Source organism: Solwaraspora sp. WMMA2065 (genome assembly GCF_030345075.1).
Taxonomy (GTDB): Bacteria; Actinomycetota; Actinomycetes; order Mycobacteriales; family Micromonosporaceae; genus Micromonospora_E.
Map to the genome: position 1 here is coordinate 6,120,490 of NZ_CP128361.1, position 26,972 is coordinate 6,147,461.

Annotated in this window: 29 protein-coding genes; 17 read left to right on the forward strand and 12 right to left on the reverse strand. The window is 71.1% G+C overall.

Annotated features, from left to right (window positions below):
* Positions 1–84: 84 nt before the first annotated feature.
* Both O7610_RS27825 and O7610_RS27830 read left to right on the forward strand, forming a co-directional pair.
* Complete coding sequence (locus O7610_RS27825; RefSeq protein ID WP_281553317.1) at positions 85–1,044, forward strand: ATP-binding cassette domain-containing protein; 960 nt, start codon at positions 85–87, stop codon at positions 1,042–1,044.
* 16 nt (positions 1,045–1,060) lie between these two features.
* Positions 1,061–1,825, forward strand: coding sequence for an ABC transporter permease (locus tag O7610_RS27830; protein WP_281553318.1), 765 nt, complete (start codon positions 1,061–1,063; stop codon positions 1,823–1,825).
* Between the two features lie 155 nt (positions 1,826–1,980).
* Here the strand turns inward: O7610_RS27830 and O7610_RS27835 are convergent, their stop codons facing one another.
* Genes O7610_RS27835 through O7610_RS27845 form a run of 3 tightly spaced genes read right to left on the reverse strand, consistent with a single transcriptional unit; the run spans position 1,981 to position 3,561 of the window.
* Entirely contained in the window at positions 1,981–2,634 is a 654-nt protein-coding gene (locus O7610_RS27835) for an O-methyltransferase (RefSeq protein WP_281553319.1), read from the reverse strand.
* Between the two features lie 19 nt (positions 2,635–2,653).
* The gene (locus tag O7610_RS27840) at positions 2,654–3,298 is read right to left on the reverse strand and encodes a Maf family protein (RefSeq protein ID WP_281553320.1); all 645 of its coding nucleotides are present in this window, start codon (positions 3,296–3,298) and stop codon (positions 2,654–2,656) included.
* Between the two features lie 41 nt (positions 3,299–3,339).
* Positions 3,340–3,561 (reverse strand): acyl-CoA carboxylase subunit epsilon, encoded by a 222-nt coding sequence (locus tag O7610_RS27845; RefSeq protein WP_281553321.1) that lies wholly within the window; start codon positions 3,559–3,561, stop codon positions 3,340–3,342.
* A gap of 173 nt (positions 3,562–3,734) precedes the next feature.
* On the opposite strand from O7610_RS27845, the gene O7610_RS27850 reads away from it, so the two are divergent.
* From O7610_RS27850 to O7610_RS27860, 3 genes are all read left to right on the forward strand, one after another.
* A complete protein-coding gene (locus tag O7610_RS27850) occupies positions 3,735–6,014 on the forward strand; it encodes a serine/threonine-protein kinase (RefSeq protein ID WP_289212229.1) in 2,280 nt (759 codons plus the stop codon).
* A 71-nt stretch (positions 6,015–6,085) separates the two neighbouring features.
* Positions 6,086–6,331 carry a hypothetical protein gene (locus O7610_RS27855; protein ID WP_281553323.1) on the forward strand — a complete coding sequence of 82 codons (246 nt, stop codon included), beginning with the start codon at positions 6,086–6,088 and terminating at the stop codon, positions 6,329–6,331.
* Between the two features lie 39 nt (positions 6,332–6,370).
* The gene (locus O7610_RS27860; RefSeq protein WP_281555436.1) at positions 6,371–7,099 is read left to right on the forward strand and encodes a M50 family metallopeptidase; all 729 of its coding nucleotides are present in this window, start codon (positions 6,371–6,373) and stop codon (positions 7,097–7,099) included.
* Between the two features lie 25 nt (positions 7,100–7,124).
* On the opposite strand, the gene O7610_RS27865 is transcribed toward O7610_RS27860, so the two are convergent.
* A complete protein-coding gene (locus O7610_RS27865; RefSeq protein ID WP_281555437.1) occupies positions 7,125–8,717 on the reverse strand; it encodes an acyl-CoA carboxylase subunit beta in 1,593 nt (530 codons plus the stop codon).
* A gap of 154 nt (positions 8,718–8,871) precedes the next feature.
* On the opposite strand from O7610_RS27865, the gene O7610_RS27870 reads away from it, so the two are divergent.
* Positions 8,872–9,444: a hypothetical protein gene (locus O7610_RS27870; protein WP_281553324.1), complete on the forward strand. Its 573-nt coding sequence runs from the start codon at positions 8,872–8,874 to the stop codon at positions 9,442–9,444.
* A 105-nt stretch (positions 9,445–9,549) separates the two neighbouring features.
* Here O7610_RS27870 and O7610_RS27875 read toward each other — a convergent pair whose 3' ends face one another.
* Complete coding sequence (locus O7610_RS27875) at positions 9,550–10,605, reverse strand: hypothetical protein (protein WP_281553325.1); 1,056 nt, start codon at positions 10,603–10,605, stop codon at positions 9,550–9,552.
* A 338-nt stretch (positions 10,606–10,943) separates the two neighbouring features.
* On the reverse strand, positions 10,944–11,324 hold the full coding sequence (locus O7610_RS27880) for a hypothetical protein (protein WP_281553326.1): 381 nt from the start codon (positions 11,322–11,324) through the stop codon (positions 10,944–10,946).
* A gap of 323 nt (positions 11,325–11,647) precedes the next feature.
* Between O7610_RS27880 and O7610_RS27885 the strand changes: the two genes are divergently transcribed.
* Positions 11,648–12,550 carry a biotin--[acetyl-CoA-carboxylase] ligase gene (locus O7610_RS27885; RefSeq protein WP_281553327.1) on the forward strand — a complete coding sequence of 301 codons (903 nt, stop codon included), beginning with the start codon at positions 11,648–11,650 and terminating at the stop codon, positions 12,548–12,550.
* A 95-nt stretch (positions 12,551–12,645) separates the two neighbouring features.
* Positions 12,646–13,242, forward strand: a complete 597-nt coding sequence (locus O7610_RS27890) for a PH domain-containing protein (RefSeq protein WP_281553328.1) — start codon at positions 12,646–12,648, stop codon at positions 13,240–13,242.
* 55 nt (positions 13,243–13,297) lie between these two features.
* Here O7610_RS27890 and O7610_RS27895 read toward each other — a convergent pair whose 3' ends face one another.
* The 3 genes from O7610_RS27895 to O7610_RS27905 all read right to left on the reverse strand — a co-directional run bounded on the left by O7610_RS27895 (position 13,298) and on the right by O7610_RS27905 (position 15,090).
* Positions 13,298–13,795: a MaoC/PaaZ C-terminal domain-containing protein gene (locus O7610_RS27895; RefSeq protein WP_278167091.1), complete on the reverse strand. Its 498-nt coding sequence runs from the start codon at positions 13,793–13,795 to the stop codon at positions 13,298–13,300.
* Positions 13,796–13,804: 9 nt separating this feature from the next.
* A complete protein-coding gene (locus O7610_RS27900) occupies positions 13,805–14,488 on the reverse strand; it encodes a GtrA family protein (RefSeq protein ID WP_281553329.1) in 684 nt (227 codons plus the stop codon).
* Positions 14,489–14,556: 68 nt separating this feature from the next.
* Positions 14,557–15,090 (reverse strand): GtrA family protein, encoded by a 534-nt coding sequence (locus tag O7610_RS27905; RefSeq protein ID WP_281553330.1) that lies wholly within the window; start codon positions 15,088–15,090, stop codon positions 14,557–14,559.
* Positions 15,091–15,443: 353 nt separating this feature from the next.
* Between O7610_RS27905 and O7610_RS27910 the strand changes: the two genes are divergently transcribed.
* From O7610_RS27910 to O7610_RS27925, 4 genes are all read left to right on the forward strand, one after another.
* The gene (locus tag O7610_RS27910) at positions 15,444–17,291 is read left to right on the forward strand and encodes a phosphoenolpyruvate carboxykinase (GTP) (RefSeq protein WP_281553331.1); all 1,848 of its coding nucleotides are present in this window, start codon (positions 15,444–15,446) and stop codon (positions 17,289–17,291) included.
* A gap of 71 nt (positions 17,292–17,362) precedes the next feature.
* Entirely contained in the window at positions 17,363–18,271 is a 909-nt protein-coding gene (locus tag O7610_RS27915; RefSeq protein WP_281555438.1) for a hypothetical protein, read from the forward strand.
* 13 nt (positions 18,272–18,284) lie between these two features.
* Positions 18,285–19,457 carry an NAD(P)/FAD-dependent oxidoreductase gene (locus O7610_RS27920; protein WP_281553332.1) on the forward strand — a complete coding sequence of 391 codons (1,173 nt, stop codon included), beginning with the start codon at positions 18,285–18,287 and terminating at the stop codon, positions 19,455–19,457.
* 10 nt (positions 19,458–19,467) lie between these two features.
* Complete coding sequence (locus O7610_RS27925; protein ID WP_281553333.1) at positions 19,468–20,238, forward strand: isoprenyl transferase; 771 nt, start codon at positions 19,468–19,470, stop codon at positions 20,236–20,238.
* Positions 20,239–20,269: 31 nt separating this feature from the next.
* Here the strand turns inward: O7610_RS27925 and otsB are convergent, their stop codons facing one another.
* The 3 genes from otsB to O7610_RS27940 all read right to left on the reverse strand — a co-directional run bounded on the left by otsB (position 20,270) and on the right by O7610_RS27940 (position 22,187).
* Positions 20,270–21,094 (reverse strand): trehalose-phosphatase, encoded by an 825-nt coding sequence (otsB, locus tag O7610_RS27930; RefSeq protein ID WP_281553334.1) that lies wholly within the window; start codon positions 21,092–21,094, stop codon positions 20,270–20,272.
* Between the two features lie 104 nt (positions 21,095–21,198).
* The gene (locus O7610_RS27935; RefSeq protein WP_123605395.1) at positions 21,199–21,573 is read right to left on the reverse strand and encodes a hypothetical protein; all 375 of its coding nucleotides are present in this window, start codon (positions 21,571–21,573) and stop codon (positions 21,199–21,201) included.
* Positions 21,574–21,746: 173 nt separating this feature from the next.
* Positions 21,747–22,187, reverse strand: coding sequence for an XRE family transcriptional regulator (locus O7610_RS27940; protein ID WP_281553335.1), 441 nt, complete (start codon positions 22,185–22,187; stop codon positions 21,747–21,749).
* A gap of 264 nt (positions 22,188–22,451) precedes the next feature.
* Between O7610_RS27940 and O7610_RS27945 the strand changes: the two genes are divergently transcribed.
* From O7610_RS27945 to O7610_RS27965, 5 genes are all read left to right on the forward strand, one after another.
* Positions 22,452–22,796: a hypothetical protein gene (locus O7610_RS27945; RefSeq protein WP_281553336.1), complete on the forward strand. Its 345-nt coding sequence runs from the start codon at positions 22,452–22,454 to the stop codon at positions 22,794–22,796.
* Positions 22,797–22,818: 22 nt separating this feature from the next.
* On the forward strand, positions 22,819–23,220 hold the full coding sequence (locus O7610_RS27950; protein ID WP_281553337.1) for a hypothetical protein: 402 nt from the start codon (positions 22,819–22,821) through the stop codon (positions 23,218–23,220).
* A gap of 447 nt (positions 23,221–23,667) precedes the next feature.
* Positions 23,668–25,110, forward strand: a complete 1,443-nt coding sequence (phoH2, locus tag O7610_RS27955) for an RNA 5'-3' helicase PhoH2 (protein ID WP_281553338.1) — start codon at positions 23,668–23,670, stop codon at positions 25,108–25,110.
* 382 nt (positions 25,111–25,492) lie between these two features.
* Positions 25,493–26,173 (forward strand): aggregation-promoting factor C-terminal-like domain-containing protein, encoded by a 681-nt coding sequence (locus tag O7610_RS27960; RefSeq protein WP_281553339.1) that lies wholly within the window; start codon positions 25,493–25,495, stop codon positions 26,171–26,173.
* Positions 26,174–26,326: 153 nt separating this feature from the next.
* The gene (locus O7610_RS27965) at positions 26,327–26,965 is read left to right on the forward strand and encodes a rhomboid family intramembrane serine protease (protein WP_475052696.1); all 639 of its coding nucleotides are present in this window, start codon (positions 26,327–26,329) and stop codon (positions 26,963–26,965) included.
* The last annotated feature ends 7 nt before the right edge of the window (positions 26,966–26,972 follow it).

Consider the following 26,972-nt stretch of genomic DNA (forward strand, 5'->3'; position numbering starts at 1 on the left):
CAGCGTGGGGAGCTGGGCGGCCCGGCCTGCCCACGGGGGAGAGCGGCCGGCGGCCGGCCGGCTCGGCAAGCCAGGAGACACTTCATGATCGAGACCAAAGGGCTGCGGAAGTCGTTTCGCTCCCGGCAGGGTCGTGGCGCCAAGACCGTCGACGCGGTCCGTGGCGTCGACATGCTGGTCGAGGAGGGGGAGATCTTTGGCTTCCTCGGGCCGAACGGTGCCGGTAAGACGACCACGCTGCGGATGCTCGCCACGCTGATCGAGCCCGACGGCGGGGAGGCCGTCATCGCTGGGGCCGACCTGCTGCGCAACCCCGGCGAGGTCCGTCGGCGGATCGGCTACGTGGCCCAGGGCGGCAGTACCTGGGACGAGGTCACCGGTCGCGAGGAACTGGTGATGCACGCCCGGATGTACGGCATCGGCAAGGCCGAGGCGCAACGTCGGGCCACCCGGGCGCTCGCCGCGTTCCAGTTGACCGAGTACGCCGACCGCAAGTGCAAGACCTACTCCGGCGGCCAGCGACGGCGGGTCGAGATCGCGCTGGGCATCATCCACGAGCCGAAGGTGGTCTTTCTCGACGAGCCGACCACCGGGCTGGACCCGCAGAGCCGGGCGCACATGTGGGACGAGATCCGCCGGTTGCGTGCCGAAGGCATGACCGTCTTCATCACCACCCACTACCTCGACGAGGCGGACGCGCTCTGCGACCGGATCGCGATCATGGACCACGGCGAGATCGTCACCGAGGGCACCCCGGCGGCGCTCAAGCGGGAGGTCGCCGGCGAGGTGGTCACCGTCGGGCTGCGTCCGGACGAGTCGGCCGCCGCCGCGCAACTGCTCGACAGCCAGCCGTACGTCAGCAAGCTGGAGACTCCCGACGACGGCGGCGTCCGGCTCTTCGTCGACGACGGCGCCACCGCCATCCCCCAGATCCTGCGCACCATCGACGGCGCCGGTCTCGAACTCGGCTCGATCGAGCTGCACCGGCCCAGCCTCGACGACGTGTTCCTCACCAAGACCGGCCGTTCGCTGCGTGAGAGCTGACCAGGGAGACCGCACGATGAAATTCGCCCGCGACACCTGGCTGATCTTCCAACGGCAGGCGTTGCTGCTGCTGCGCAACCCCGTCTGGATCTTCGTCGGGGTGTTCCAGCCGATCATGTACCTGGTGCTGTTCGCCCCGCTGCTCAAGCCGGCGCTGGCCCCGATGGGGGCGACCACCAACGCAGAGGTCTACCGCCTCTTCGTCCCCGGCCTGCTGGTGCTGCTGGCCATCTTCGGCGGGTTGTTCCAGGGCTTCGGCCTGATCGCCGAGCTGCGCGCCGGCGTGATCGAGCGCTCCCGGGTCACCCCGGTCAGCCGGCTCGCCCTGCTGCTCGGCCGCAGCCTGCGCGACGTGGTGTCCCTGCTGCTGCAGGCCGTCATCATCACGGTGCTGGCGATCCCGTTCGGGCTCACCGTGCAGTTGGGCAACCTGCTGCTGGCGTACCTGCTGCTCGCCCTGATCGCGCTGATGACCTCGGCGGTGTCGTACGGCGTGGCGTTGCTGGTCCGCAGCGAGGACGCGCTGGCCCCGCTGATGAACACGGTGGCCCAGCCGGTACTGCTGCTCTCCGGCATCCTGCTGCCGCTGGCCTTCGCGCCGCTGTGGCTGCAGCGGGTGGCGCAGTGGAACCCGTTCTCCTGGGCGGTCGACGGCACCCGGGCGCTGTTCGCCGGCAACCTCGGCGACGACGCGGTCTGGCAGGGCCTGCTGATCACCCTGGCGCTGGCCAGTCTCGCGGTCACCTGGGCGGCCCGAGCCTTCGCCCGCAGCGTTCGGTAGGCCGTCCGTCAGCCGGCACGGGACACGCCCGCAGCGCCTGCGGCGGTCGGCCCGGCCAACAGGGCTGCCCTCTGCGCACGGCAACGGCACAGAGGGCAGCCGTTCCAGGCTACCGCCGGCCGGGCCGGCCCGCTGTCACCTGCGCCGGGCCGCTGTCACCTGCGCCGGGCCAGGGTCAGCCCGTCGGCGATCGCCAGCATCACCACGTCCACCCGGTCGTCGGCGGCCACCTGCTGGTTGAAGGCGACCATCGCCTCGTCCTCTTCGCTCTGCGGGTCCAGCACCCGACCGTGCCGCAGCACGTTGTCAATCACGATCAGCCCGCCGGGCCGCATCCGGGGCACCAGCTCACCCCAGTAGACCGGGTAGCTGATCTTGTCGGCGTCGATGAATGCCAGGTCGAGGTGCGGTTCGCCCGGCAACGCCCGCAGCGAGTCGGCCGCCGGGCCGATCCGCAGGTCGATCCGGCCGTCGACCCCGGCCCGCTGCCAGTAGCGCCGGGCCACCGCGGTGAACTCCTCCGACACGTCCAGACAGATCAACTGCCCGTCCGCCGGCAGACCACGGGCGATGGCCAGCGCGGACAGCCCGGTGAAAGTGCCGACCTCCACCGCTCGGCGGGCGTTCACCAGCCGGGTCAGCAGGGTCATCAGCGCCGCCTGCTCCGGCGCGACCTGCATCTGCGCGTTCTCCGGCAGCGTGCTGGCGGTCTCGGCGATGAGGTCACTGACGATCTCGTCCGGCGGGGTGCCGTGGGCGACGACGTACGCCTGCAGGGCATCGGTCATCGGCAAGGTCTTGGTGGTCATGGGCATGACGCTAGTCCGGCTAACGTCCGGTGTCGGGCTCGCCCCACAGATCCGTGATCCGGTAGCCGACCTCGCTGACCAGCCGGCGCAGCAACGGCAGTGACAACCCCACCACCGTGCCGTGGTCACCTTCGATTCGTTCCAGGAACGGCCCGCCCAACCCGTCGATGGTGAACGACCCGGCCACCTGCAGCGGCTCGCCAGTCGCCACGTACGCCGCGACCTCGTCCTCGGTGACCTCGGCGAAGTGCACCACGGTCGCGGCGGCGGCGCAGGCCCACCCGCCGGTGGCCAGACTGGTCAGCGCGTGGCCGGTATACAGCACCCCGGACCGCCCGCGCATCCGCCGCCACCGCGCGGTCGCGTCGGCGGCGTCGGCGGGCTTGCCGAGGATCTCCCCGTCGAAGTCGAGCACCGAGTCGCAGCCGAGGACCAGCAGGTCGGTGCCGTCGTCGGCGAGGTCCGTCCGGAGCCGATCGGCGACGGCGGCCATCTTGCGCCGGGCCAGCTCCAGACACAACTCGTCGGCCCGGTCCAGCGTCACCGACTCCTCGTCGACGCCGCTCACCAGCACCTGAGGGGTGATTCCGGCGGCCTGCAGCAGTTTGTGCCGGGCCGGGCTCGCCGAGGCGAGCACCAGACGCGGACGCAGGGAGGTAGCCACGGGTGGTCAGGCTACCGGGCCCGGGCCTGCGGTACCGATGATCAGTGGGGTAGGGCGGCGGCCCGCCAGGCGTCCGGACCGAGCCGGCCGGGGAATCCCGGCGTGGGTCGGGCGGTGCGGGCCCACCGCGACGGCACCGGCCGATCGGTGCCACTGTCGGAAACCGGACGGGTACGGGCGACGATCACGCCCACCAGCGCCGCCAGTTCCTCGGCGGTCGGGGTGCCCCGGACGATCCGCCAGGCCGGGTCAGCGTCACTCATCGGCCGAGCGTACGCGGCGGGCCAGCCGGCCGGCGACCGGCCGGCGAGTGGTGATCATTACTGGCGCGCTACCGTCGGCGTCAGGTTGCCACCCCGGTACCATATGACGCGCGGCTCACACCGGCCGCGTGCCGATCGTGTGGCACCCAAACCTTCCGGGTACGGTCATTTGGATGTCCGCTGTGCCCCCGCAACTAGTTGCAGACCGTTACCGGCTGGTCGAGCCGCTCGGTCAGGGCGGCATGGGCCGGGTCTGGAAGGCCCGCGACGAGGTGCTGCACCGGGACGTGGCGATCAAGGAGCTGGTGCCGCCACCGGGCCTCACCGACCAGGAACGCCGCGAGATGCGGGAGCGCTCGCTGCGCGAGGCGCGGGCGATCGCCCGACTCAACCACATCAACGTGGTACGCGTCTTCGACGTGCTGCGCACCGACGGCGACCCGTGGATCGTGATGGAGTACGTGCCGTCCCGGTCGCTGCAGGACGTGCTCGCCCAGAACGGCCCGGTCCCGGCGACCCGGGCCGCGGAGATCGGCCTCGGCGTGCTCGGCGCGCTCCGGTCCGCCCACCTGTCCGGGGTGATGCACCGGGACGTCAAGCCCGGCAACGTACTGCTCGGCCACGACGGCCGGGTGGTGCTCACCGACTTCGGCCTGGCCACCGTGCCGGGCGACCCCAACGTCACCCGTACCGGGCTGGTGCTGGGCTCACCGGCGTACATCGCCCCGGAGCGGGCCCGGACCGGCAGCGCCGGCCCGGAAGGCGACCTGTGGTCGCTCGGCGCGACGCTGTACGCGGCCGTCGAGGGGCAGTCGCCGTACGCCCGGCAGACCGCCATCGCGACGCTGTCCGCGCTGGCCACCGAGCCGCCGCCGCCCGCCCGCCGGGCCGGCCCACTCAAGCCGGTGCTGGCCGGGCTGCTGCGCAAGGACCCGTACACCCGGATGAAGGCCGACGAGGCGGAGCGGCTACTGACCCGCGCCGCAGGTCGCGGTCCGCGGCGCGGTCGCTCACTGCTCGACGGGGTACGCCGACCCAGCCCGTACGGCAGCCGGGAGGTCCGCCCCGGCGAGTCCCGGTCGGGGATCGTGCCGGGTCCGCGCGGCGGGGCGCCACGCACCCCGGTCCCGTCGGAGCCGGTGTCGCCGCCGGTGGCCCCGTTGCCGTCCGCGTTGCCGGTCGTCCCCGGCCCGGCCAAGTACGGCCCGCCGGTCACCCGCCCGACCAACTCGGCGGACCCGACCAGGGTGGTGCCGTCGACCGACCAACCTGCCGGCGCGGCGACCGCAGCCGCAGCCGCAGCCGCAGCCGAGACGAGTGTGTTGCCGACCAAAGCCGGTGAGCCACCGTCGGAGACCACCGTGCTGCCCCAGGCGGAGCGTACCCAGGTGGTGCCGGGCCGCAAGGAGACTGCGCCGGACGGCAAGACGGCCGAGCGGTCCCCGGCCGCCGAGCCTGCCAAGGCGGCTGAGCAGCCGACGGCGGCGAAGGCGACAGAGCAGCCAGTGGCTGCCAAGGCGGCTGAGCAGCCAGTGGCTGCCAAGGCGGCTGAGCAGCCGACGGCGACGGAGCAGCCGACGGTCGTCGAGCCCGCCGAGCGGCCGCCGGTCGAGGAACAACCCGGGTCGGCGGCTGCTGCCGCCAGCGCGTCGGACCGGCGAAACTGGTCCGCGCCGGCCCTGCTGTTCGACCGCGCCGCGCAGGCCGTCCGGTCCATGACCGAGCTGCCGCGTACCTGGCTGATCAGCGGTGTGGCAGCTGTCGTCGTACTGGCGTTGCTGGTGACCGGCGCGCTGCTGGCCGCCGGCGACGAGGACGAGCCCGACGGCCAGCTCGGCACCGGTCCAGCCGCCTCGGCCACGCCGTCGGCCCCGGCCCCCACCTCCGGGGCGCCGAGTGCCGAACCGAGTGTCGAGCCGAGCTCGCCGGCGGCCGAGACGTCGCCCGAGGTGCCGGCGGTGCCGCCGCAGAGCGATGAGTCGCCCCAGCCGCCGGACCCGCAGTCGCCGTTGCCCGACGGCTGGCGGTTGCACGAGGACCAGACCGGGTTCTCGGTGCCGGTGCCGGAAGGCTGGTCGGTCAGCCGCGAACGAACCCGGGTGGAGTTTCGGGAGAACGGTCAGCTCGGCCGGCTGATCATCATCGACCAGACCGACAACCCGAAGCCGGATCCGGTCGCCGACTGGCAGAACCAGGAGCAGGCGCGGCGGGGCACCTACAACAACTACGAGCGGGTACGGATCGAGGCCGTTGACTACTTCCTCGACGCCGCCGACTGGGAGTTCCGCTACACCAGCAACCAGGGCAACCGACTGCAGGTGCGCAACCGGGGGTTCGTCACCGCGCCGGACAAGGCGTACTCCATCTACTGGTCCACCACGGCCGAACGCTGGCAGCAGGACCTGGTCTACTTCGAGCTGATGGCGAGCAGGTTCCAGCCCGCCGCAAGCTGAGCCTCGAACTACCCGCATGAACTTCCGATCTTCCGGGTACAACCGGAGCGCGACGGAAGGAGGGGTGCGACATGGTCAACCGTCGACGGATCGCCAAGCCGAGCGTTGCACTGTGGATGCTGGTGGCCCTGGCCGATGCGGCCCTGCTGGTCGCCAGCGTCGGTCTGGTACCCGTACTGCTGGTGCTGTCCGGCGGCACAGCCGTGACGCTCGCCGCTGTGGCCGCGTACCGCATGACCGTCAGTGAGCGGGCCGGTGGCGAACCTACGGTCGTGCCTGCCGGCGGACGGTGGTCTGGTGGGCGTGGCGAGCGGTGAGTAGGCTCGCTGGCTGTGTCGATCACCGGGCTGACGGAAATGTGGGACCGCCTCTTCACGGCCCAGACCGACCCGCCGCCACTGCTCGTGCTCATCACCGCCGCCGTCGCGCTGGCCGCGGTGCTCACCCGGCTGCCCTGGCGGATCGGCCGCAACGCGATCACCATCGCCCACGAAGGCGGGCACGCGCTGATCGCCCTGCTCACCGGCCGCAAGCTCAAGGGGATCCGGTTGCACTCGGACACCTCCGGGCTGACCCTGTCGGCCGGCCGACCGACCGGGCTGGGCATGATCCTCACCCTGCTGGCGGGCTACGTCGCGCCGTCGTTGGTCGGGCTGGCCGGTGCCCTGCTGCTCGGCGGCAACCGGATCACCCTGCTGCTCTGGATCGCCGTGGCGCTGCTGCTCGCCATGCTGGTGATGATCCGCAACCTCTTCGGGATCGTGTCCATCCTGGCCACCGGCGGTGTGGTCTTCGCCGTCTCGTGGTTCGCCGGCCCGGAGGTGCAGGCCGCGTTCGCGTACACCGGGGTGTGGTTCCTGCTGATCGGCGGGATGCGGCCGGTCGGTGAGCTGCAGCGGCTGCGTGCCCAGGGCCGCTCGCCGGAGTCGGACGCCGACCAGCTCGCCTGGCTGACCCGGGTGCCCGGCCTGGTCTGGGTGGGATTCTTCGGACTGGTCAACCTCGCGGCGCTGTTCATCGGAGCGCTGCTGCTGGCCAGCCCGTGGCTGGCCGACCTGGACCTGCCGACGCCACCGGGCGGGTGACCCGTACCGCTGCGACCCGAACCGGTCAGAGCGGGATGTTGCCGTGCTTCTTCGGCGGCAGGGTCTCCCGCTTGCCACGCAGCATCCGCAGCCCGCGCGCCACCTGCAACCGGGTCTGCGACGGTGCGATGACCGAGTCGACGTAGCCGCGCTCGGCGGCCACGTACGGGTTGGCCAGCCGCTCCTCGTACTCGGCGATCCGCTGCGCCCGCACCGCCGCCGGGTCGTCGGCGGCGGCCAGCTCAGCGCGGTAGAGGATGTTCACCGCGCCCTGCGCGCCCATCACCGCGATCTGCGCGGTCGGCCAGGCGAAGTTCAGGTCCGCGCCGAGATGCTTCGACCCCATCACGTCGTACGCGCCGCCGTACGCCTTGCGGGTGATGACGGTGACCTTCGGGACGGTCGCCTCGGCGTACGCGTAGATCAGCTTCGCGCCGCGCCGGATGATCCCGTCCCACTCCTGGTCGGTGCCGGGCAGGAAGCCGGGCACGTCGACGAAGGTCAGCACCGGGATGTTGAACGCGTCGCAGGTGCGCACGAACCGGGCGGCCTTCTCCGAGGCCTTGATGTCCAGGCAGCCGGCGAAGTGCATCGGCTGGTTGGCGACCACCCCGACCGGCCGGCCCTCGATGCGGCCGAAGCCGATCACGATGTTCTGCGCGTACAGCGGCTGGACCTCCAGGAACTCGCCGTCGTCCAGGACGTGTTCGATCACCCGGTGCATGTCGTACGGGTGGTTGGCCGAGTCGGGGATGATGGTGTCCAGCTCACGGTCTGTCTCGGTGTCGGCCGGCGCCACGTCGGCCGACAGCGTCGGCGGTTCGTCGAGGTTGTTGCTCGGCAGGTACGCCAGCAGCGCCTTGACGTAGTCGACGGCATCCTCCTCATCGGTGGCCAGATAGTGGGCGTTTCCGCTGGTGGCGTTGTGGGTGCGGGCGCCACCGAGCTCCTCCATGCCGACGTCCTCGCCGGTGACCGTCTTGATCACGTCCGGGCCGGTGATGAACATGTGCGATGTCTGGTCGACCATCACGGTGAAGTCGGTGACCGCCGGGGAGTACACCGCGCCCCCCGCGCAGGGCCCCATCACCAGGGAGATCTGCGGGATGACGCCCGAGGCGCGGACGTTGCGGAAGAAGATGTCGCCGTAGAGGCCGAGGCTGACCACGCCCTCCTGGATGCGCGCGCCGCCGGAGTCGTTGATCCCGATGACCGGGCAGCCGATCTTCATCGCGAGGTCCATCACCTTGACGATCTTTTCGCCGAAGACCTCGCCGAGCGAGCCGCCGAAGACGGTGAAGTCCTGCGCGAAGACGCACACCTGCCGGCCGTCGACGGTGCCGTAGCCGGTGACCACCCCGTCGCCGTACGGGCGGGTGCGCTCCAACCCGAAGTTGGTCGACCGGTGCCGGGCCAGCTCGTCCAACTCGACGAAGGAACCCTCGTCGAGCAGCATCGCGATCCGTTCCCGGGCGGTCTTCTTGCCCCGGGCATGCTGTTTCTCGACCGCGCGGGCCGAGCCGGCATGCACCGCCTCGTCGACCCGGCGTTCCAGGTCCGCCAGCTTGCCGGCGGTGCTGTGGAGGTCGGTTCCGGTCCCGGACTGCTCACTCGTCACGCCCACACCGCGGATGCTATCGACGTCGCGACCGCCGGTCAGGGGCCGACGGTGTGCGGTTTCCCTCAGTACGCCGCCGTCGGGCCGGCCCCAGCCTGGGTCGATCGACCCCGGGACGACGTTTCCTGCCTGTTGCCCGATTCGTTACCACCACGTGACAGTGTTGGGAGTCGCGCTGATCGCGTCCGGTCTGACGGTGCTGCTGGTGATGCGGCGGACGCTCTGGCCGGCGCGGGCGGCCACCGTCGGCAGCCGCAGGGCCGGAAGTCTGGACGCCGCGCCGCATCGGCGCCGTCGAGGGCGGGGGCGACGTCGGGCCACCCGTACCGGGCTGTTCCGTCGCCGGGCGACGCCCGGTGGACGCCACACGGTCGGCGTGACCGTGCCGCGCCAACGTCGGGGTGGTCGGCCCGCCGTCGTGCTGCCGGAGCCGTCGGTGGCCGCTGTGCCGCCCGTCGTTGTGCCGTCGGTTGCTGCTGTGCCGCCGGCTGCCGCGCCGCCGGCTGCTGCGCCGCCGGCTGCTGCTGACGAGGATTTTGACTGGTTCGACCGGCCTACGGACGCGTACGCACAACCCGTACGAGCGTCGGACCGGGCCGTTCCCGCGTCGGACTCGGCCGTCCCCGCGATGGACCCGCCGGTAGCAGTGCCGGTGGTCGGTACGACCGTCACCGGGCATCCGTTCCGCGGCGTGGCACCGGTGCCGCAGCGGCGCGACCACTGGTAGCGCGACGGAGCGACACCGGCCCAACCTGAAAGACTGCTCCGCTGCGGAGGGAGGCGGCGGAGCAGCCACGATTCCGGGACCCGCGTCTCGGTGAGAGGGCCTGGGTCAGGGTTGCGGTGGCCCGGATGGCTGGGTGGTGGTGAGGAAGGCGGCGGGCACGCCCGAGTCGATGAGACGACCGCGCATCCGGTCAAGCGCGTCAGGTGTCCAGTCTGGATAGGCGGACAGGAACAACAACCGCTGGGCGGCGCGGCGATCGGTCCGGGCTTCGGCGATCGAGTCCTTGACCATGTTCGCCGCCACCTCGAAGTCGTCGGCGATGCGGACGCCGCCAGTCGGCATGCCGACTGCGGCGAGTCGGGCCGGCGGCGGCCGGGCGGCGAACACGACGGTGACGATGACGAGCAGCCCGCCGACGGCGCTGAGGGCGGGAAGCAGCCACGGCGGTGCCGCTGGCCAGTACGGGACGGGCGACAGCGCGTGGTGCACACTGGGGAGCGGGCCGCCGGTATGAGCGTGCGGACGTATCGCGTGCGCGAGGCTGACATACAGGGCGACGACGGGTGCCGCGAGGACGAGGACGGTGGTGGCGGACAGCGCAGCCACGGTGATCCGGTGCGCGGGGTGTGTCGAGTGGATCCGCCGTGCTACCGCCGCCGCGAGCAGCCATCCGGTGGACAGCCCGAGCGCCACGCCTGCGACCAGCAGGATGCGCAGCACTGGTGAGCCTGCGGCCCAGGCGTCCACCCCGACCGTGGTCTTGCCGCCGACGGACATGCCGGCGATCGCGACGACCAGTCCGTGATGCTCGGCGGTGAACCGGTCGTAACGGGAGGGGATGTAGTCGCTGGTCCAGGCAGCGGGGTCCGCCACGCCCGCCTGGTCGTGTACGACCTCGATCTCTGAGACCGACCAGCCGGCGGCGGCGTAGCGCTGCCGGGCCTGCGACGCGTCCCACCTGCCGTCCAAGGTCACCGCAGTGAATACCCGGTCCGCTGTTTGTGCCGAGGTCTGCCGCAGCACGACCGAAGGAGCCTCGACGCCGCTGGCACGTCTGGTCAGGTCGACCATCGCGGTGTCGCTCGGAAGATTGGTCAGGGTGGTTGCCCCGAGCATGGAGCCGGTCGCCGCGCCGAACGCCCCGAGCACCGCCGTGACCACGACCGCTGCCGCTACCGTGACGGGACGACGGTCGGGAAGCGAAAGCCACCGACGGAGGCGCCCACCGCGTGGAGCCGAGCTGGTTCCGGCGATCGCCGAGGCGCTCACCCAGCCACTCCTGCCATCGACAGCAGTAGGTCAAGCGGGCGGCTCTCCATGCCCCATAGGGTACGGGTGCCTTCAAGCTGCGTCCATCGGATCGCAAGCAGTGGCCCGCTGTCGTACCCGCGACGGGGACCTGTCGAGCACGGGACGACCATCCTCTGCCGCTTGTCTGCTGTGGATCGCCGGCCGGCGATCCACGCCGGCAGGCGACCATGATCCTCGGTCTGGACGGTCTACTCGCCCGGCATGCTTCCCCGCGGCTGGCGGCAGACGCTGCAGTACGACACCGAGTTGACCACGAAGGAGAAGGATGCCCTGTCCTGCCCCGGGCCGACCACCGATGCCGACCCGCCGGAGTTCTCGCAGCGGTTCTGGTTGGCGCTCAGGGTCAGGCTGGTGCCGTTGCTCATCGAGCGCGTTCCGACCGGCATGTTGATGCACCAGACGGACGTACCCGGCAGCGGGATGCCCTGGAACAGCGTGCCGGAGAAGTTTGTGCCGGTCCAGTTGCAGAACCGGCCAGAGGTGCACAGGGCCAGCGCCGATCCGGCATCGGCCTGCGCAGTTGCCGGAACCAGCAGAGCGGCCCCGGCTGTGGCGGCGACCGCCAGCATGGCGAGCAGTCTCCTCATTGCGCCTCTCCATCCGATCCATCCGGTCGACGAAGGGGCATGACAGCCGAGCAGGTGCCAAGTGACTCTGGTGACCATCGAGACCTAGAACGTTCTAGAGTCACGCCCCGTGCTGAAACGGTAACCATCAATGATCGGTGACGCAAGAATCGACCGTCACAAATTAGGGAGATCCCGTTGGTCTCCGCCACGACCCCAGGCGGCGGCTGGACTCCTTGTATCAGCGGCGCGATGCTCCTTCCCGGAGCATGCCTGGTTCTGTGGCAGACGCGGTGCGCTGCCAGGTGCCGCCGTAGGGTGGGCGGATGGCCGGCTCACCGTACACCGATCTGGACCGTCCGCCGTTGGACGAGCGTGGTCTGCGTCGCGCGCTGGTCGTCCCCGACGGCCTGTGGACCGACGTGCAGGTCCGGGCGCAGACCGGCTCCACCAACGCGGACGTGCTCGCCGCCGCGCGAGCCGGTGCCGCCGAAGGCCTGGTGATCACGGCGGAGCAGCAGCACGCCGGGCGCGGGCGGCTCGGCCGAGACTGGACCTCGCCGCCGCGGGCCGGCCTCGCCGTCAGCGTGCTGCTGCAGCCGGCGGCGGCTCGGCCCGCCCGGTCGTGGCCGGCGGTGCCGGGGTCCCGGTACGGCTGGTTGCCGCTGCTGGCCGGCGTCGCGCTGGCGGAGGCGGTCACCCGGCTGGCCGAGTTGCCAGCCGCGCTGAAGTGGCCCAATGATCTGTTGATCGACGAGGCGAAGTGCGCCGGGATCCTTGCCGAAGCGGCCCCGGACGGGGCGGCCGGACCGGCCGTTGTGCTGGGCATCGGGCTCAACGTGACGCTGCGCGCCGACGAGCTGCCGCCGCCCGGCAGTGGCCTGCGCGCCACCTCGCTGCAGCTGGCCGGAGCAGCGGCGACCGACCGGGACCCGTTGCTGCGGGCTGTGCTGCGCGGGGTGGCCGACTGGTACGGGCGGTGGCGGGCCGCCGGCGGCGACCCGGTCGCGTCCGGTCTGCGGGCGGCGTACCTGCGGCACTGCGTGACGGTGGGCCGGCAGGTGCGGGTCTCGTTGCCGTCCGGAGCGGCGCACACCGGGCTGGTCGACACGGTCGACGAGGACGGTCGCCTGGTGGTCCGCACAGCCGGCGGCGATCTGCCGGTCGCAGCCGGGGACGTGACGCATGTGCGGTCCGGCGACGCGCCGGGAAACGGTACGCCCGGTTGACCGTACGGGTGGCGGTCAACCGCTACGGTCACCCCGGCGGCCGGTGTACGGACCGCCGGCCGGGTCCCCTGCCCGGCCCGGGCTAGGAGGTTGCCGTGGCATTTCCCGAAGACATGCTCACCGCGGACGAGCATGTCGTGTTGCACCTGCACCCGCACTGGAAGGCGCTGGTCCGGCCGGTGGCGGTGACGGTGCTGGCGGTCGCCGCCGTGGTGGCCGGGTTCCTGCTGCTGCCGGAGAGCACCGCAGCCTCCGTCGTGTGGTACGTGATTCTCGCGCTTGCGCTGGTCGCGGTGCTCTGGTTCGCCGTCCGGCCGTTCGCGGTCTGGCGCAGTACGCACTACGTGTTCACCAACGAGCGGGTGGTGCTGCAGCACGGGGTGTTCTCCCGGGAGCGCCGGGACATCCCGTTGAACCGGGTCAACGACCACTCCATGACGCAGCGGTTCAACGAGCGGCTGCTCGGCTGCGGGACGTTGACCATCGAGTCGGCAGGTGAACGCGGTCAGACCGTGCTGCCCGACCTTCCGGGGGTCAGTCAGGTGCAGACGCAGCTCTACGAGCTGGTCGAGGCGCACCACGATCTGCACAGCCTGGGCGACGGTGAGCTGCGGGAAATTCTCGACGAGGCACGCACCGGGCCGGACCAGGCAGCCCCGGCGCGACCGGACAACGCCTCGCCCGGCCGCTGACCGGGCGACGGCTGGCCAGCACTGCCGAGCGGGCCTGGCTCGCTGGCCAGCCGGGTCAGGTCGTCGGCCCGGCGCCGCGTAGCGCGAACCAGCCACGGAACCGGGTGCGCAGCACCTCGCGCTCCGGCCGGTCGTAGGTGTCGAGCCGGGTCAACGACCCCAGCAGGGTGACCGTGCCCAGGCCGGGCCGGGCGTCGGACAGCTTCCTGGTGAGCACGTCCAGCCGCCCGGCGAGCCGGTCACCGGCGTACACCGGGGCCAGCCAGCGCAGCTCCTCCAGGCCGGGGGAGGTGTCGGCGGCGGCCCGGGACAGCACCGCGTCCACGTACGCCCGCATGAACAGGCTGACGGTGAAGAATCCGCTGGCGATCACGGTGCCGTACGGGCTGGCCTGGGCGAGGTCCGGCTCGACGTGGTACCACTGCGGGTCGAAGCGTTCGGCGAAGCTGACCATTTCGACGCCGTCCACGGTGGTGATGCCGAGGTCGAAGGAACCGCCCGGGGCGAGATCCTCGAAGAACAGGTCGGCGTCAGCACCGGTGCCGGAGCGCACGGTCGTCGGTCAGCGCCTGGCCGGGCGGGTCGCTGCGGCGATCTCCGCGTCCAGTTCGGCGGTGATCTTCGCGTCGAGCTCGGCGGCGAGTTCGGCGTCGAGCTGGTTGGCCAGAGGTGCCGTGCTGTCCGGGGCCTGCATCGACTGGCTGGTCGGTGGCTGCCCGTCCCGCTGGATCTGCTGCGGGACCGGGCCGCGCGCCGCCGGTCCGGTCCCGGCCCCGGTGGTCGGGCCGGTTCCGGTGGTCGGGTGGGTGGCGGGTGCCGGGCGGAAGACGAACGTGCGGTACGCCCAGAAGCGGAAGATGGTGCCGAGCACCAGTCCGATGATCTTGACGATGTTCAGGGCCAGCAGCCCGCTGATGCCGAAGCCGTACTTGGCCAGCCCCAGCACCCCGACCTCGATCGCCAGGCCGGTGAGGTTGAACAGGAAGAAGAGCACGTACTCCCGCCGGATGGCCGACTTCGGCCGGTCCCGGTAGGTCCAGTGGCGGTTCATGAAGTACGAGCTGGTGGTCGCCACCAGTGCGGCGACGACAGTCGCCTTCAGTTGACCGTCGGCGAGCACGGTCAGTGCCAGAGCGTTGAACACCGCGAAGTTGACCACGGTGTTGATGCCACCGACGGTGCCGAACTTCAGCGCCTCGCGGATGAACCTCTGCCAGCGCTCGGGCAGAAGGCGAAGTATTCGCATCAGATCACCATACGGCAGGTCGACGGGCCGTTCGGGTTGACTGGCGGGTAGGGCGGCACCGGGTGGGGCTAGTCGCGGTCGCTGGCGGCCGCCACCGCGGCGGGTGCCGCGACGGTGAACACGAACCTGCGGTACGCCCAGAACCGGAACAGGGTGCCGACCGCCACGCCCACGATGTTGGCCGCGATGTTGTCGGCGAGCAGCGTCTGGAACACCCCCGGCCAGATGCTGCCCAGCCCGTAGTGGCTGATCCCCAGACAGGCCAGACCGATGCCCAGGCCGACGGCGTTGAAGAAGAAGTAGAGGCCGTACTCGCGGGCCAGTCCGGACCTGACCGAGTGCCGCCAGGTCCAGAAGCGGTTGCCGACGAACGCCACCGATGCGGCGATTACCGTCGACAGCGTCTTGGCGCTGAGCGGGCCCAACCCGAGCAGGCTTGAAGCGACGTTGAACAGGGTGATGTCGACGATGAAGGCGATCCCGCCGACCACCCCGAACTTGCCGATCTCGCGGACCAGCAGACCGAACCGGTCCCGGAGCCGGCGGATCAACCCCGGACTGGATGCGGGCGCGGACGGCTCGCCGGCGGCGTGGACGGGCACGTGGTCGAGCGTAGCGGGTTCCCGCCCGCCGATGTGTCGGCACCACCCGAGTTTCCCGGCCACCCCCACGCTTCCGGCACTCGAGTTCTGAACACGCAGAGTGATTGGGGTTGGAGTCGGTCGAGAGCCGGAGGTTTTTGCGTACAACTGCGCGTGGGAGCGAGAAACAACTCGTCAGATTGCATGCGCCGATAACTTGTGCACTTCTTCACAAGCTCCTCGGCTGCCCTGAACGATCAATCGGCTTACCCTGAGTCCAACTCCCGGACTTGTAACCCGGCGGCTGGGCCCGACCATCCGCCGGTGCCGTGCACTCCAGGAACGAGGTCAGCGCCGACCACGAGGAGATCGCCATGACTGCAACGGCCACCGCGTCCGTACCGTCGAACTTCCCCAGCCCCGCCCCGACCAGCCACGCCCGCCTGCTCGACTGGGTCCGGCAGATCGCCGACCTCACCACACCGGACCGGGTCGTCTGGGCCGACGGTTCGCTCGCCGAATGGCACCGGCTCACCGACGAACTCGTCGACTCCGGCACCCTGGTCCGACTGGACAGCGAACGCCGCCCCAACTCGTTCTGGGCCCGCACCGACCCGACCGACGTGGCCCGGGTCGAGGAACGTACCTTCATCTGCTCGCCCGACGAGTCCGACGCCGGACCGACCAACAACTGGGTGGACCCCGCCGAGATGAAGCGGGTGATGACCGAGCTGTACCGGGGGTGCATGCGCGGCCGGACCATGTTCGTGGTCCCGTTCTGCATGGGCCCGTTGGACGCCCCGGAGCCGATGTTCGGGGTGGAGATCACCGACAGTGCGTACGTCGTCGCCTCGATGCGGATCATGACCCGGATGGGCGCCGAGGTGCTCGCCGCGATGGGCGACGACGCCGAGTTCGTACCGGCCCTGCACTCGGTCGGCGCCCCGCTGGAGCCGGGCCAGGCCGACGTGCCGTGGCCGGCCAACGAGATCAAGTACATCTCGCACTTCCCGCAGACCCGGGAGATCTGGTCGTACGGGTCCGGCTACGGCGGCAACTCGCTGCTCGGCAAGAAGTGCTACGCGCTGCGGATCGCCAGCGTGATGGCCCGCGACGAGGGCTGGCTGGCCGAACACATGCTGATCCTCAAGCTGACCGCGCCGGACGGGCGGGTCCGTTACGTAGCCGGCGCGTTCCCGTCCGCCTGCGGCAAGACCAACCTGGCCATGCTGGAGCCGACCATCCCCGGCTGGAAGGTCGAGACGATCGGCGACGACATCGCCTGGATGCGGTTCGGCGACGACGGCCGGCTGTACGCGGTCAACCCCGAGTACGGGCTCTTCGGCGTCGCGCCCGGCACCGACTGGCGGACCAATGCCAACGCGATGCGGACCCTCGACCGGGGCAACTCCATCTTCACCAACGTCGCGCTGACCGACGACCGCGACGTGTGGTGGGAGGGGATGGGCGAGCCACCGGCGCACCTGACCGACTGGCGGGGCGAGGACTGGAACCCCGACCGGGGTACCGACGCCGCCCACCCGAACAGCCGGTTCTGCACCCCGATCACCCAGTGCCCGATCCTGGCCGACGAGTACCACGACCCGCGCGGCGTACCGATCGACGCGATCCTGTTCGGCGGCCGGCGACGCACCACGGTGCCGCTGGTCACCGAGGCACGCGACTGGGTGCACGGCGTGTACCTGGGTGCCACCCTCTCCTCGGAGACGACCGCTGCGGCGGCCGGCAAGGTCGGGGTGGTCCGGCGGGATCCGATGGCGATGCTGCCGTTCATCGGCTACCACGCCGGGGACTACTTCCGGCACTGGATCGAGATGGGCAAGGGCACTGACGGCGACGCCGCCAAGCTGCCCCGGATCTTCTACGTCAACTGGTTCCGCCGCGACGACGACGGCCGGTTCCTCTGGCCCGGCTTCGGGGAGAACTCCCGGGTGCTCAAGTGGATCGTCGAGCGGCTGGACGGCACCGGCACGGCGGTGGAGACCCCGATCGGCAACGTACCGACCGCCGACGCGCTCGACCTGTCCGGCCTGGCCGTCGACCCGGCCGACGTGGCCGCCGCGCTCGCCGTCGACCCGGCGCAGTGGCGCGCGGAACTGCCGCAGATCACCGAATGGTTCGAGCGGTTCGGCGACAAACTGCCCGGGGTGCTCTGGGCGGAGCTGGACGCGCTGCGGGCCCGGTTGGACGCCGCCGACTGACCGTTGGATAGCCTGCGCCGGTGGCGGCAGTCGATCCCGGTGCGGGCCGCGCCGGACCGGTCCGCCCGGCCGTGCCCGCCCTGCCGCCGCCGGTCCGCCGGCTGGTCGGGTTGCTCGCCGTCACCGCCGCGGCCACCGTCGTGGTCGACCTGCTCAACTGGTGGTACGCCCCCGAGCGGGACATCGGTGTGGCGGTCCGCTCCGGTTGGGCGCTGCTGCGGGCGTTCGGCTTCCTGGTCCTGATCCGGCAGGTACGCCGGGGCCGGGCCGGGGCCCGACCGTTCGGGCTGATCCTGGCGGTCACCACCGTCTTCGCGCTCGGCCGGCTGGTGGTGCCGCGCTCCGGCGTACCGCCGCTGCCCGGGGTGGCCGGGTTCGGCCTGATCGCCGGGCTCTGCCTGGCCGTGGTGTGGCTGCTGTACCGGTCCCCGGCGGTCGGTGCGCAGCTGACCCGGCACCCGGCCCGGTTGGTCCGCGACGGCCGGCGGCTGACCTGGCGCGAGGCCCCGCCCCGGCGGCCGCCGGTCGTCGCCTGGCTCCTCGTCGCCCGGGTCTCGGCCTTCACCTACCCGCCGTTGATGCTGGTGCCGGCGCTGGTCTCGATCGGGGTGCTGCTCGACGGCCGGCTGGTCGCCACCCCGGCGGTGGTGGCCTGGATCGCGGTCGCCACCGCCACCAGCTGGCTGGTGCTGCTGGTGTCGTTCTTCATGCTGCGCGGCCGACGCTGGGCACGCTGGCTGCTGGTCCTGGTCAGCCTCGGGGCGCTCGCGGTCGACCTGCCGCTGTGCTGGTGGCTGCTCGGCGTGGACGGTCTGGTCCGCGACGGCGCGCCGCTGGTGGTGGCGGTGGTGCTGGCCTTCTACGGTGTGTGGCGGGCCGGTCGCGCCGAACGGGGCCGGGCGGCGGGCAGCGCCGAGCCCGGCCGGGGGACCGTCGGTTCCCAGCCCGGCCGGACGGCCGCCGGCACGGAACCGGCCTGACGAGGAGGTCCAGGTGGACGGTACGTCGGTCGTCGACGTCGCGGTGGTCGGCGCCGGGCCGGCCGGTGCCGCCGCCGCGATCGCCGCCCGCCGGGCCGGTGCCCGGGTGCTGCTGCTGGACCGGGCCGACTTCCCCCGGGACAAGCCGTGCGGCGACGGCATCGCACCGCACGCCCTCGACGTGCTGGCCGGGCTGGACGTGCCCGACCCGGTCGCCGGGTTCGCCCCGGTCGGCCGGCTCCGGCTGGTCGCCCCGCACGGCGGGCAGGTCGCGGCCGAGCTGGTCCGTCCGGCGTACACGGTGCCGCGGGCCGTCTTCGACGCCCGGCTGGTCGCCACCGCGGTCGCCGTCGGCGTGCGGCTGCGGCGGCACACCGTACGGCGGGTCACGGTCCGCGACGACCTGGTGCTGCTCGACGGTGAGATCGCGGCGCGGGCGGTGGTTGGCGCGGACGGCGCGGGATCGGTGGTACGCCGGGCGTTGGGTCACGGGCCGAACCCGGACGGACATCTGGCCCTGGCGATTCGCGGCTACGCGCCGGTCGGGGCCGTCACCAGCCCCGGCGAACAGCGGATCGTCACCACGGCGGCCGGTTGGCCGGCGTACGCCTGGGCCTTTCCGATCGGCGACGGGCGGGCGAACGTCGGGTACGGGGAGGTGCTGCGCGGCCGGCCCCTGACCCGTGCCCGGCTGCTGGACCGGCTGTGCGCGCTGCTGCCCGGCACCGACCTGGCGCAGGTCACCGACCTGCGGGCGCATCATCTGCCGCTGTCCACCCGGCGGCCGCCGGCAGGTGCGGGTCGGCTGGTGCTGGCCGGCGACGCGCTGTCGCTGATCAACCCGTTCACCGGCGAGGGCATCTTCTACGCGGTGCTGTCCGGTGCGCTGGCCGGTGCGGCGGCGGCCGGTACGCCGGCGGCCGCCGCCCGCCGCTACCGGCAGGCGCTGCGCCGACGCCTCGGCGGGCACCTGCGGCACAGCGCTTTCGGCGCCTGGCTGGCCCGGCGGCCGACGACGGTGGACGCCGCCGTCGCGGCGGCGGCGCGGGACCGGCGCGTCTTCGACACCGTCGTCGAACTCGGTCTCGGCGACGGCCGGCTGGACGCGGTCACGGTTCGCCGGCTCGCCGCACAACTGACGATCCGCCGAGCGGCCGATACCGCGCGGCGGCGCTCCGGTCGCTAGTCTGCTTGGGATGACTCTGCGGGAGCTGCTCTACTCGGTCTATGAGCGACGGCTCATGGCGAGACTGGCGGGCAAGCCGGTGCCCGGCCACGTGGGCGTGATGTGCGACGGCAACCGCCGGTGGGCCCGGGAGATGGGGTTCGTGGATCCCAACGACGGGCACCGGGTCGGCGCAGCGAAGATCAAACATCTGTTGAACTGGTGTGACCAGGCCGGTATCGGTCACGTCACGCTGTACCTGCTGGCCACCGACAACCTGCGTCGGCCAGCCCGCGAGCTGGATCCGCTGTTGAACATCATCGAGGATCTGGTCACCGAGTTGGCCGAGGAGGGCAACCCCTGGCGGCTGCGTATCGTCGGCGCGCTGGACCTGCTGCCGGGTTCCACCGCGACCGCGTTGAAGGCCGCGCAGGAGCGTACCCAGACCCGGTCCGAGGGCGCGCAGGTCAACATCGCGGTCGGCTACGGCGGCCGCCGGGAGATTGCCGACGCGGTCCGATCGTTGCTGCATGAGCACGCCAGGTCCGGCGGCACCCTGGAGGAGTTGGCCGAGGTGCTCGACGTCGACCACATCGCCGAGCACCTCTACACCCGGGGCCAACCCGACCCGGATCTGGTCATCCGCACCAGCGGCGAGCAGCGGCTCTCCGGCTTCCTGCTGTGGCAGTCGGCGCACTCGGAGTTCTACTTCTGCGACGTCAACTGGCCCGACTTCCGTCGGGTGGACTTCCTGCGGGCGTTGCGGTCGTACGCGAACCGGCAACGCCGCTACGGCGCCTGACGACCCCCGGGGCCGTCCCTGCCGGGTGGTGTCAGTCCAGGGCGTGCACGGCGGAGGTCAGGAAGTCGCCGAGCGCTTCCGGCGAGTCGATGGTGAGGTCGGCGGCCGCTGACACATCGTGCCCGGTCTCGGCGTTGGCCACCGCCACGCAGACGCCGAAGAAATCCGGGTTGGCGCTGGCGTGTGCCCGGAGCGCGGCGAAGGCCTTGATGTCGGAGACGTCGTCACCGAAGTACCAGGCGCAGCCGGCGGTGCCGACCGCGTCGCCGATGACCATGCCCTTGTCGCGGTCGACCGGCGGCTTGATCTCGATGACCATCCGCCCGCTCTGCACCCGCAGGCCGAGCTGTTCGGCCTGGGCCTGCCCCCACGATTCGACGGTTTCGGCGAGCTCGGGCGCGGTCCGGTAGTGCAGCGCGACGGACAGCCGTTTGTACTCGACCAGTGCGCCGGCGGGCAGCTCGGCCCGGGCCCGGTCGGCCAACTCCTGCATCGCCGGGACCCAGGGCAGCGCGGCCGGTTCGGTGACGGTCGGCCCGGACCCGTGGCTGTGCTCCAGCCCGTACAGTCCGTACAGGTCGACCTCGGAGATCGAGGCGAACTGGGCCCGGAGGAAGTCGACCGGTCGGGCCGACACGATCGCTATCCGCTGCACCACCCCGGCGAGCGACTCGATCGCCGCCAGCACCTTGGGCGCGGGCTGCACCGACGTGGGATCGTCACCGACCGGGGCGAGGGTGCCGTCGAAGTCGAAGAACAGCACGCACCGGTCGGCGCGATCGATGGTGGCTCGCCATGCCTGCTCCGCGGTCAGCGGACGGGCCAAGCGCTGGTTTCCTACCTCGAACGGCCGCACGGGCGTCAGCGTACCTGCTGCCGCCGCAGGTGCCAGACCTCTCGGCGGGTGAACGTTCGGGGACGTCGGCGCTGGTGACTACGGTCCGCGAACCACCCGGCGGGTCAGTCGTCACCGCCGCTCATCAGTCGCCGGCCGTGCATCCGCGGTGGAAATTGCACGACTGCCGCGTCGTGTTGCTGTCCCTGCCGGAGCAAATAGCCCTCGACGAAGCCGGAGTTGCGGTCGGCGACGTGTGAATCGACTTCATTGAGCCGGGCGACGAGAAATTCGGTGAGCGCGGTCAGCCGTCCCTGTTGCCGGTCGTTGAGGTGCGCGATGACCGCCACCAGCGTGGCGACCGACGCGCAGGCGATGACGAACAGGTTCACCACCGCCGGCACCTCGCCGGTACTCAGGACGGCGACCACGATATTCGTGGTGCCGTAAAGCGTGATCGCGACGGCCGCGATCACGACTGCCGACCATTTGAGGGTCATCGGTTTCGACCCTCCCTCCTGTCCCGCAGGGCTGTGTCCGGGCTGTGTCCGGCCTTGTCCCGTCCCCCGTGGATGACGAGCCCAAGCAGTACGGAGAGGAACGTTATCGTGACTCAGCGTGCAAGCGGGGCGGAACCGGGCTGCTTGATCGGCTTTCTTTCGCCATCTGAGAACTACCCTGCCCGCTTGGGTCCTTTGCGAGGTTCGGCCGGCAGTAAGGGTCGGTAGGCGAGATAGCGGATTGTCTCCCTGATGTGAAATTTTTCCGCATCTGATACGTTCGGATCGACCAGCCGGCGGAGCAGTGCCTCTACGTCCGGGTCCATCGGCGGTGCCGAGGGCGCCGGCCGGGCGCTGGTGGCACGGTCCCAGCCGAGTACGCCGAACGCGACCGTCGGGCTGATCCCCAGTCCTTCGCAGAACGAGACCACCCGCTCGGCCTCCGGATCGCTGGACCACTCGCCGCGCACCCACCGGTTGATGGTCTGGCGGGACACTCCGGTGCGCCGGGAGACCTCCGAGCCGGTCCAGGCGCGGGTCGCGCGCGCGTCAGCGAGCGCCTTGCGTACGAAGGCGGCGAAGGCGATCTTTCGCGCGGCGGAGCTGTCCGGCACCGGCCGACGGTACGGCGAATCACCGCTTTTCCTGGGGGCAGGAAGCCTTCTGTACTGTGTTTGTGACAGAGCTTTGTGAATCTCTGTCGGGAAATCTTCCCTTGTCACGAGGGGTGTCACGGGTGCAGTCTAAGGATGAAGTGGGGTGGCGCTAATCACCCGAAAAGATGATGCTGTCACTTGCGCGTGACGCTTTACTCTACGTCACGTGGTTGAGACGCTGAGTGGGTGGAGTTGTCGCTTACACGTGACGGAGACGGTGCGGTGACCGAACTCGCGACCCGGGCCCAGGCCTTCGGCCTGATCGCGGACGCCGTCGCTGGCGGCTTGACCGCGCCGTGGCGGCTGTACCTGGCCCGGGGGTGTCGTCACCTGTCGCTCAACGTGGGGGACCGGTCCGAGTGGAACGCGTGGCGGGCGCACCTCGGCTGTCCGGAGTTGAGTGTGCGGGTGTACGACGCCGGCGGGGAGATCCGGCGGGCCTCGGTAGCCGAGGTGGTGCTGGGCGGTTGCCGGATCAGCGTCGAACTGGTCGAAGAGGTGAGGACCGACGACATCGATCGGCTGCTCACCGACGACCCGACGTCGTTCGAGTCGGAGGAGAGATGATCCCAGAGATCGGGGCGACCGGATGAGTTCGTTCTTCGCGGTCTTCCTGGTGTTGCTGCTGGCCTCGGCCAGCTACGCCGCCGGCCGGCTGCACGGCCAGCTCAGCTACCGGATCGGCTACCGGTTCGGCTACCGGCAGGGCTATTTCGACGGTGACCGCGGAGCGTGGACCCGGCGGCGCAGGGAGACCCGGGCCGCGATCGCGTCGGTGCTGCCGGATCCAGCCCGTCCGGTGGTCCCGCCCCATCCGGTGACCACGAGCCCGCCCCTGGTTACGGCGGTGCCAACCGGGGTCGACCTGGCGGTCCGTCCGGGCACCACCTACACCGGCGCCGCCTTCGTCGGTGGGACCGGCGTCGGCGGAACCCTCGACGGGACCGGTGGCCGGCACTCGACGGAACTGCTGGCCGGCCGACATCCCTGACCGGCCGCAGCGGTGGCTGTCGGGTGGCAGTCGTAGCGATGAGCTTTTCCGAGTGCGGTGTCGTGTTGAGGCGGACGCGACACCGCCGGGGAACCCGGCGTCACCGCGCCGGAGTTCCTCCCGGCCGGGATGCGTGCAGGGGGTGCGCATCCCGGCCGGCCGCCTACCCGGCCCGGATGTGTCCGTCGCGTGACCAATGTGTGTCGGTCCTGGGTACGGATCATCATCTGCCCCGCTCACCTCCGGTGTCTGGGACGAAGATCGGCTCTGACGCCTAGCCGAGGTCGGGATCCGGCAGCTAGCGTCTAGTCATGGTCCGGGGTCGTCCCGGGCCAGCCGGACGGTCCGGACCTGCAGTCGCATGGGTTCCGCATCCGACCCGTGCCTTCGGGCCCCGGTGGAGCCGGATCGCGGGCGGATCGGGTGCACGCCCGACGGAGCAGGCCTGTGACGAGTCGACGTACCACCCCCCGGGCCGGTCAGGACCCGACCGCCGCCACTGTCCCGTCCGACCGTAGCCGGACCCGCCGAGCCCCGGACGCCGCCGCGTCCGAGCCGGCCGACCGGTCCGCCGGCCCAGCCCAACCGGAGCCGCCAGTCACCACCCGCGCGTACGTCCTGGACACCTCGGTCCTGCTGTCCGACCCGGGGGCGTTCCACCGGTTCGCCGAGCATGAGGTGGTGATCCCGCTGGTGGTGATCTCCGAGCTGGAGGGCAAGCGGCACCATCCCGAGCTCGGTTGGTTCGCCCGGCAGTCTCTGCGGATGCTGGACGAACTCCGGGTCCGCCACGGACGGCTGGACCAGCCGGTGCCGGCCAACGAGTCGGGCGGCACGTTGCGGGTCGAGCTCAACCACGCCGACACGGATGTGCTGCCGCCGGGGTTCCGCAACGAGTCCAACGACACCCGGATCCTGTCGGTCGCGCTCAGCATGGGCGCTGAGGGCCGGGACGTGGTGCTGGTCAGCAAGGACATGCCGCTGCGGGTCAAGGCCGCCTCGGTTGGTCTGGTCGCTGACGAGTACCGGCACGGCCAGGCCAGCGACCCGACCTGGACCGGGATGGCCGAGCTGGAATCCACCGACGAACAGGTCAAGCAGTTGTACGCGGGCGAGGCCGTCGACCTGGACAGCGCCGCCGGGCTGCCCTGCCACACCGGCCTGGTGCTGCACGGCACCGGCGGTGCCGCGCTCGGCCGGGTGATGGCCGACAAGACGGTCCGGCTGGTACGCGGTGACCGGGAGGCGTTCGGGCTGCGTGGTCGCTCCGCCGAGCAGCGGATCGCATTGGACCTGCTGCTCGACGAGTCGATCGGGATCGTCTCGCTGGGCGGTCGGGCCGGCACCGGCAAGTCGGCGCTGGCGCTGTGCGCCGGGTTGGAAGCGGTGATGGAACGGCGTCGGCACAAGAAGGTCGTCGTCTTCCGCCCGCTGTACGCCGTCGGCGGTCAGGAGCTCGGTTACCTGCCCGGATCCGAGTCGGAGAAGATGTCGCCCTGGGCGCAGGCGGTCTTCGACACCCTCGGCGCGGTGGTGCACGAGAACGTGATGGAGGAGGTGCTCGCCCGCGGCATGCTGGAAGTGCTGCCGTTGACCCATATCCGGGGCCGCAGCCTGCACGACGCCTTCGTGATCGTGGACGAGGCCCAGTCGTTGGAACGCAATGTCCTGCTGACCGTGCTGTCCCGGATCGGACAGGGCTCCCGGGTGGTGCTCACACACGACGTCGCGCAGCGGGACAACCTGCGGGTGGGCCGGCACGACGGGGTGACCGCGGTGATCGAGGCGCTGAAGGGGCATCCGCTGTTCGCCCATGTGACGCTGACCCGTTCGGAGCGTTCTCCCATCGCCGAAATGGTTACTGATCTGTTGGAGGACATCCCACGTTGACTCCGCCCGGTGCGGGTCTATGCCCCACTATAGGGTGAAAATTGGCGTGACCAATCTCACATTCAAAGTCCCGCGTTTCCCAACGGCCTCACCGTGAGCGATGGTGGTCGACGAGCGCGCGCACCGGCGACGACCGATATCCGGGTCGTCGGTGGTAGTGCGTCAGCCGACCACCATCGCGGCCGGCCGACGCGCGACCGACCCGGTCGGGCGCTCACGGCGTGCCCGGACCAGCCGCACCGCCGCACCCGCACGTGACGGTCGCGCCGCACCTGGCGGCGGCCGCCGCGAGCCGGCCGTTCAGTCGGCCGGCCACGTGGGCGCGAGCGGTGCCGACCAGCCCGGCCCGCCGTGTCCTTGCCCCCGACGAAGGGACCACTTCGTGAGTCGGCTGTGGAGCCGGTTCGGTGTCCGGGCACTCGCCGTCGGCCTGCTCGTGACAGGCGTCGCCGGCGGGTTCTACCTGGAAAGCGACCGGGAGACCCAGCAACGCATCAGCGACGCCCGCCTGGCCGCCGAGGCCGAGCAGGTCGAGCTCGAACTGCTGCGTCAGCGCCGGGCCGAACACCAGCGGATGACGGTGCAACGCCGTACCGCCGAACGGGAAGCCACGGAGAAGGCTCTCGCCACGGCCAAGGCCGAGGCGGCCAAGGCCAAGCGGGCAGAGCAGGTGACCCAGCAGAAGCAGCAGGAGGCGGCGGCCCGGCCGCCGGCGGCGACGGTGCCCTTCACCGGCGAGATTCCGGAGTCCTGCGACGAGTTCAGCGGCAACCGGGCGATCGGCTGCGCCCTCACCCTGGAGAAGGGGTGGGGTCTCGACCAGTTCGCCTGCCTGAACAAGCTGTGGAACAAGGAGAGCGGCTGGAACCACAAGGCCTACAACGCGGCCTCCGGCGCCACCGGTATTCCCCAGGCGCTACCGGGCAGCAAGATGGCCTCGGCCGGTGCCGACTGGCAGACCAACCCGGCGACCCAGATCAAGTGGGGCCTCGGGTACATCAGCGGCCGTTACGGCACCCCGTGCGGCGCGTGGCAGCAGTCACAGAACGTCGGCTGGTACTGATCCGGTCCGGACTGTCGGCGGCACCTGTCGCACTCGTCACCGGCGGCGGTACGGACCTGATCGTCCGTACCGCCGCCGGTGTTTTTGTGCGGTTCGCCAGCTGTCGGCTGGCGTCGGTTGCGCGGACCTGATAGCTACTAGGAGATGGCGTACATGGGGACCTCCGGTGGTGACCCGAACCGCTTCGGCACCGAGGCCTTCTACGCCTCGCTGGGCCGGGCGTTCGTCGCAATGTGCGCGGTCGTCCCGGTGCTGTTCGTCATCGAGGCGTTCGACGTCTGGCTGAGCGCCGGCTTTGATCTGGCCGCCGGCATCGTCCCCCGGCGCATCGACGGGCTGGACGGGGTGTTCTTCGCCCCGTTCCTGCACCACGGCTTCGATCACCTCTACAGCAACAGCGTTCCGTTGATCCTGCTGGGCACCTTCGTCCTGGCCGCCGGGGTCCGCCGGTTCCTCTACTCCACCCTGGTGATCATCCTGGTCAGCGGGCTCGGCGTGTGGTTCACCGGCGCGCCGAACACCGTCGTGGTCGGCGCCAGCGGTGTCGTCTTCGGCTACCTCGGTCTGGTGTTGATGCGCGGCATCGTCGAGCGCACCTGGTGGAACCTCGGCGTCGTCCTGCTGGTCGGCCTGCTCTACGGCTGGCAGCTGGTCGGCATCCTGCCGACCGACGCGTTGATCTCCTGGCAGGGCCATCTCTTCGGGTTCGTCGGCGGGGTGCTCGCCGCGATCCTGTTCCGCCGCCGGCGCGACTACGACCCGTACGATCCGGACCCGCTCACCATGCCCTGACCGGGCC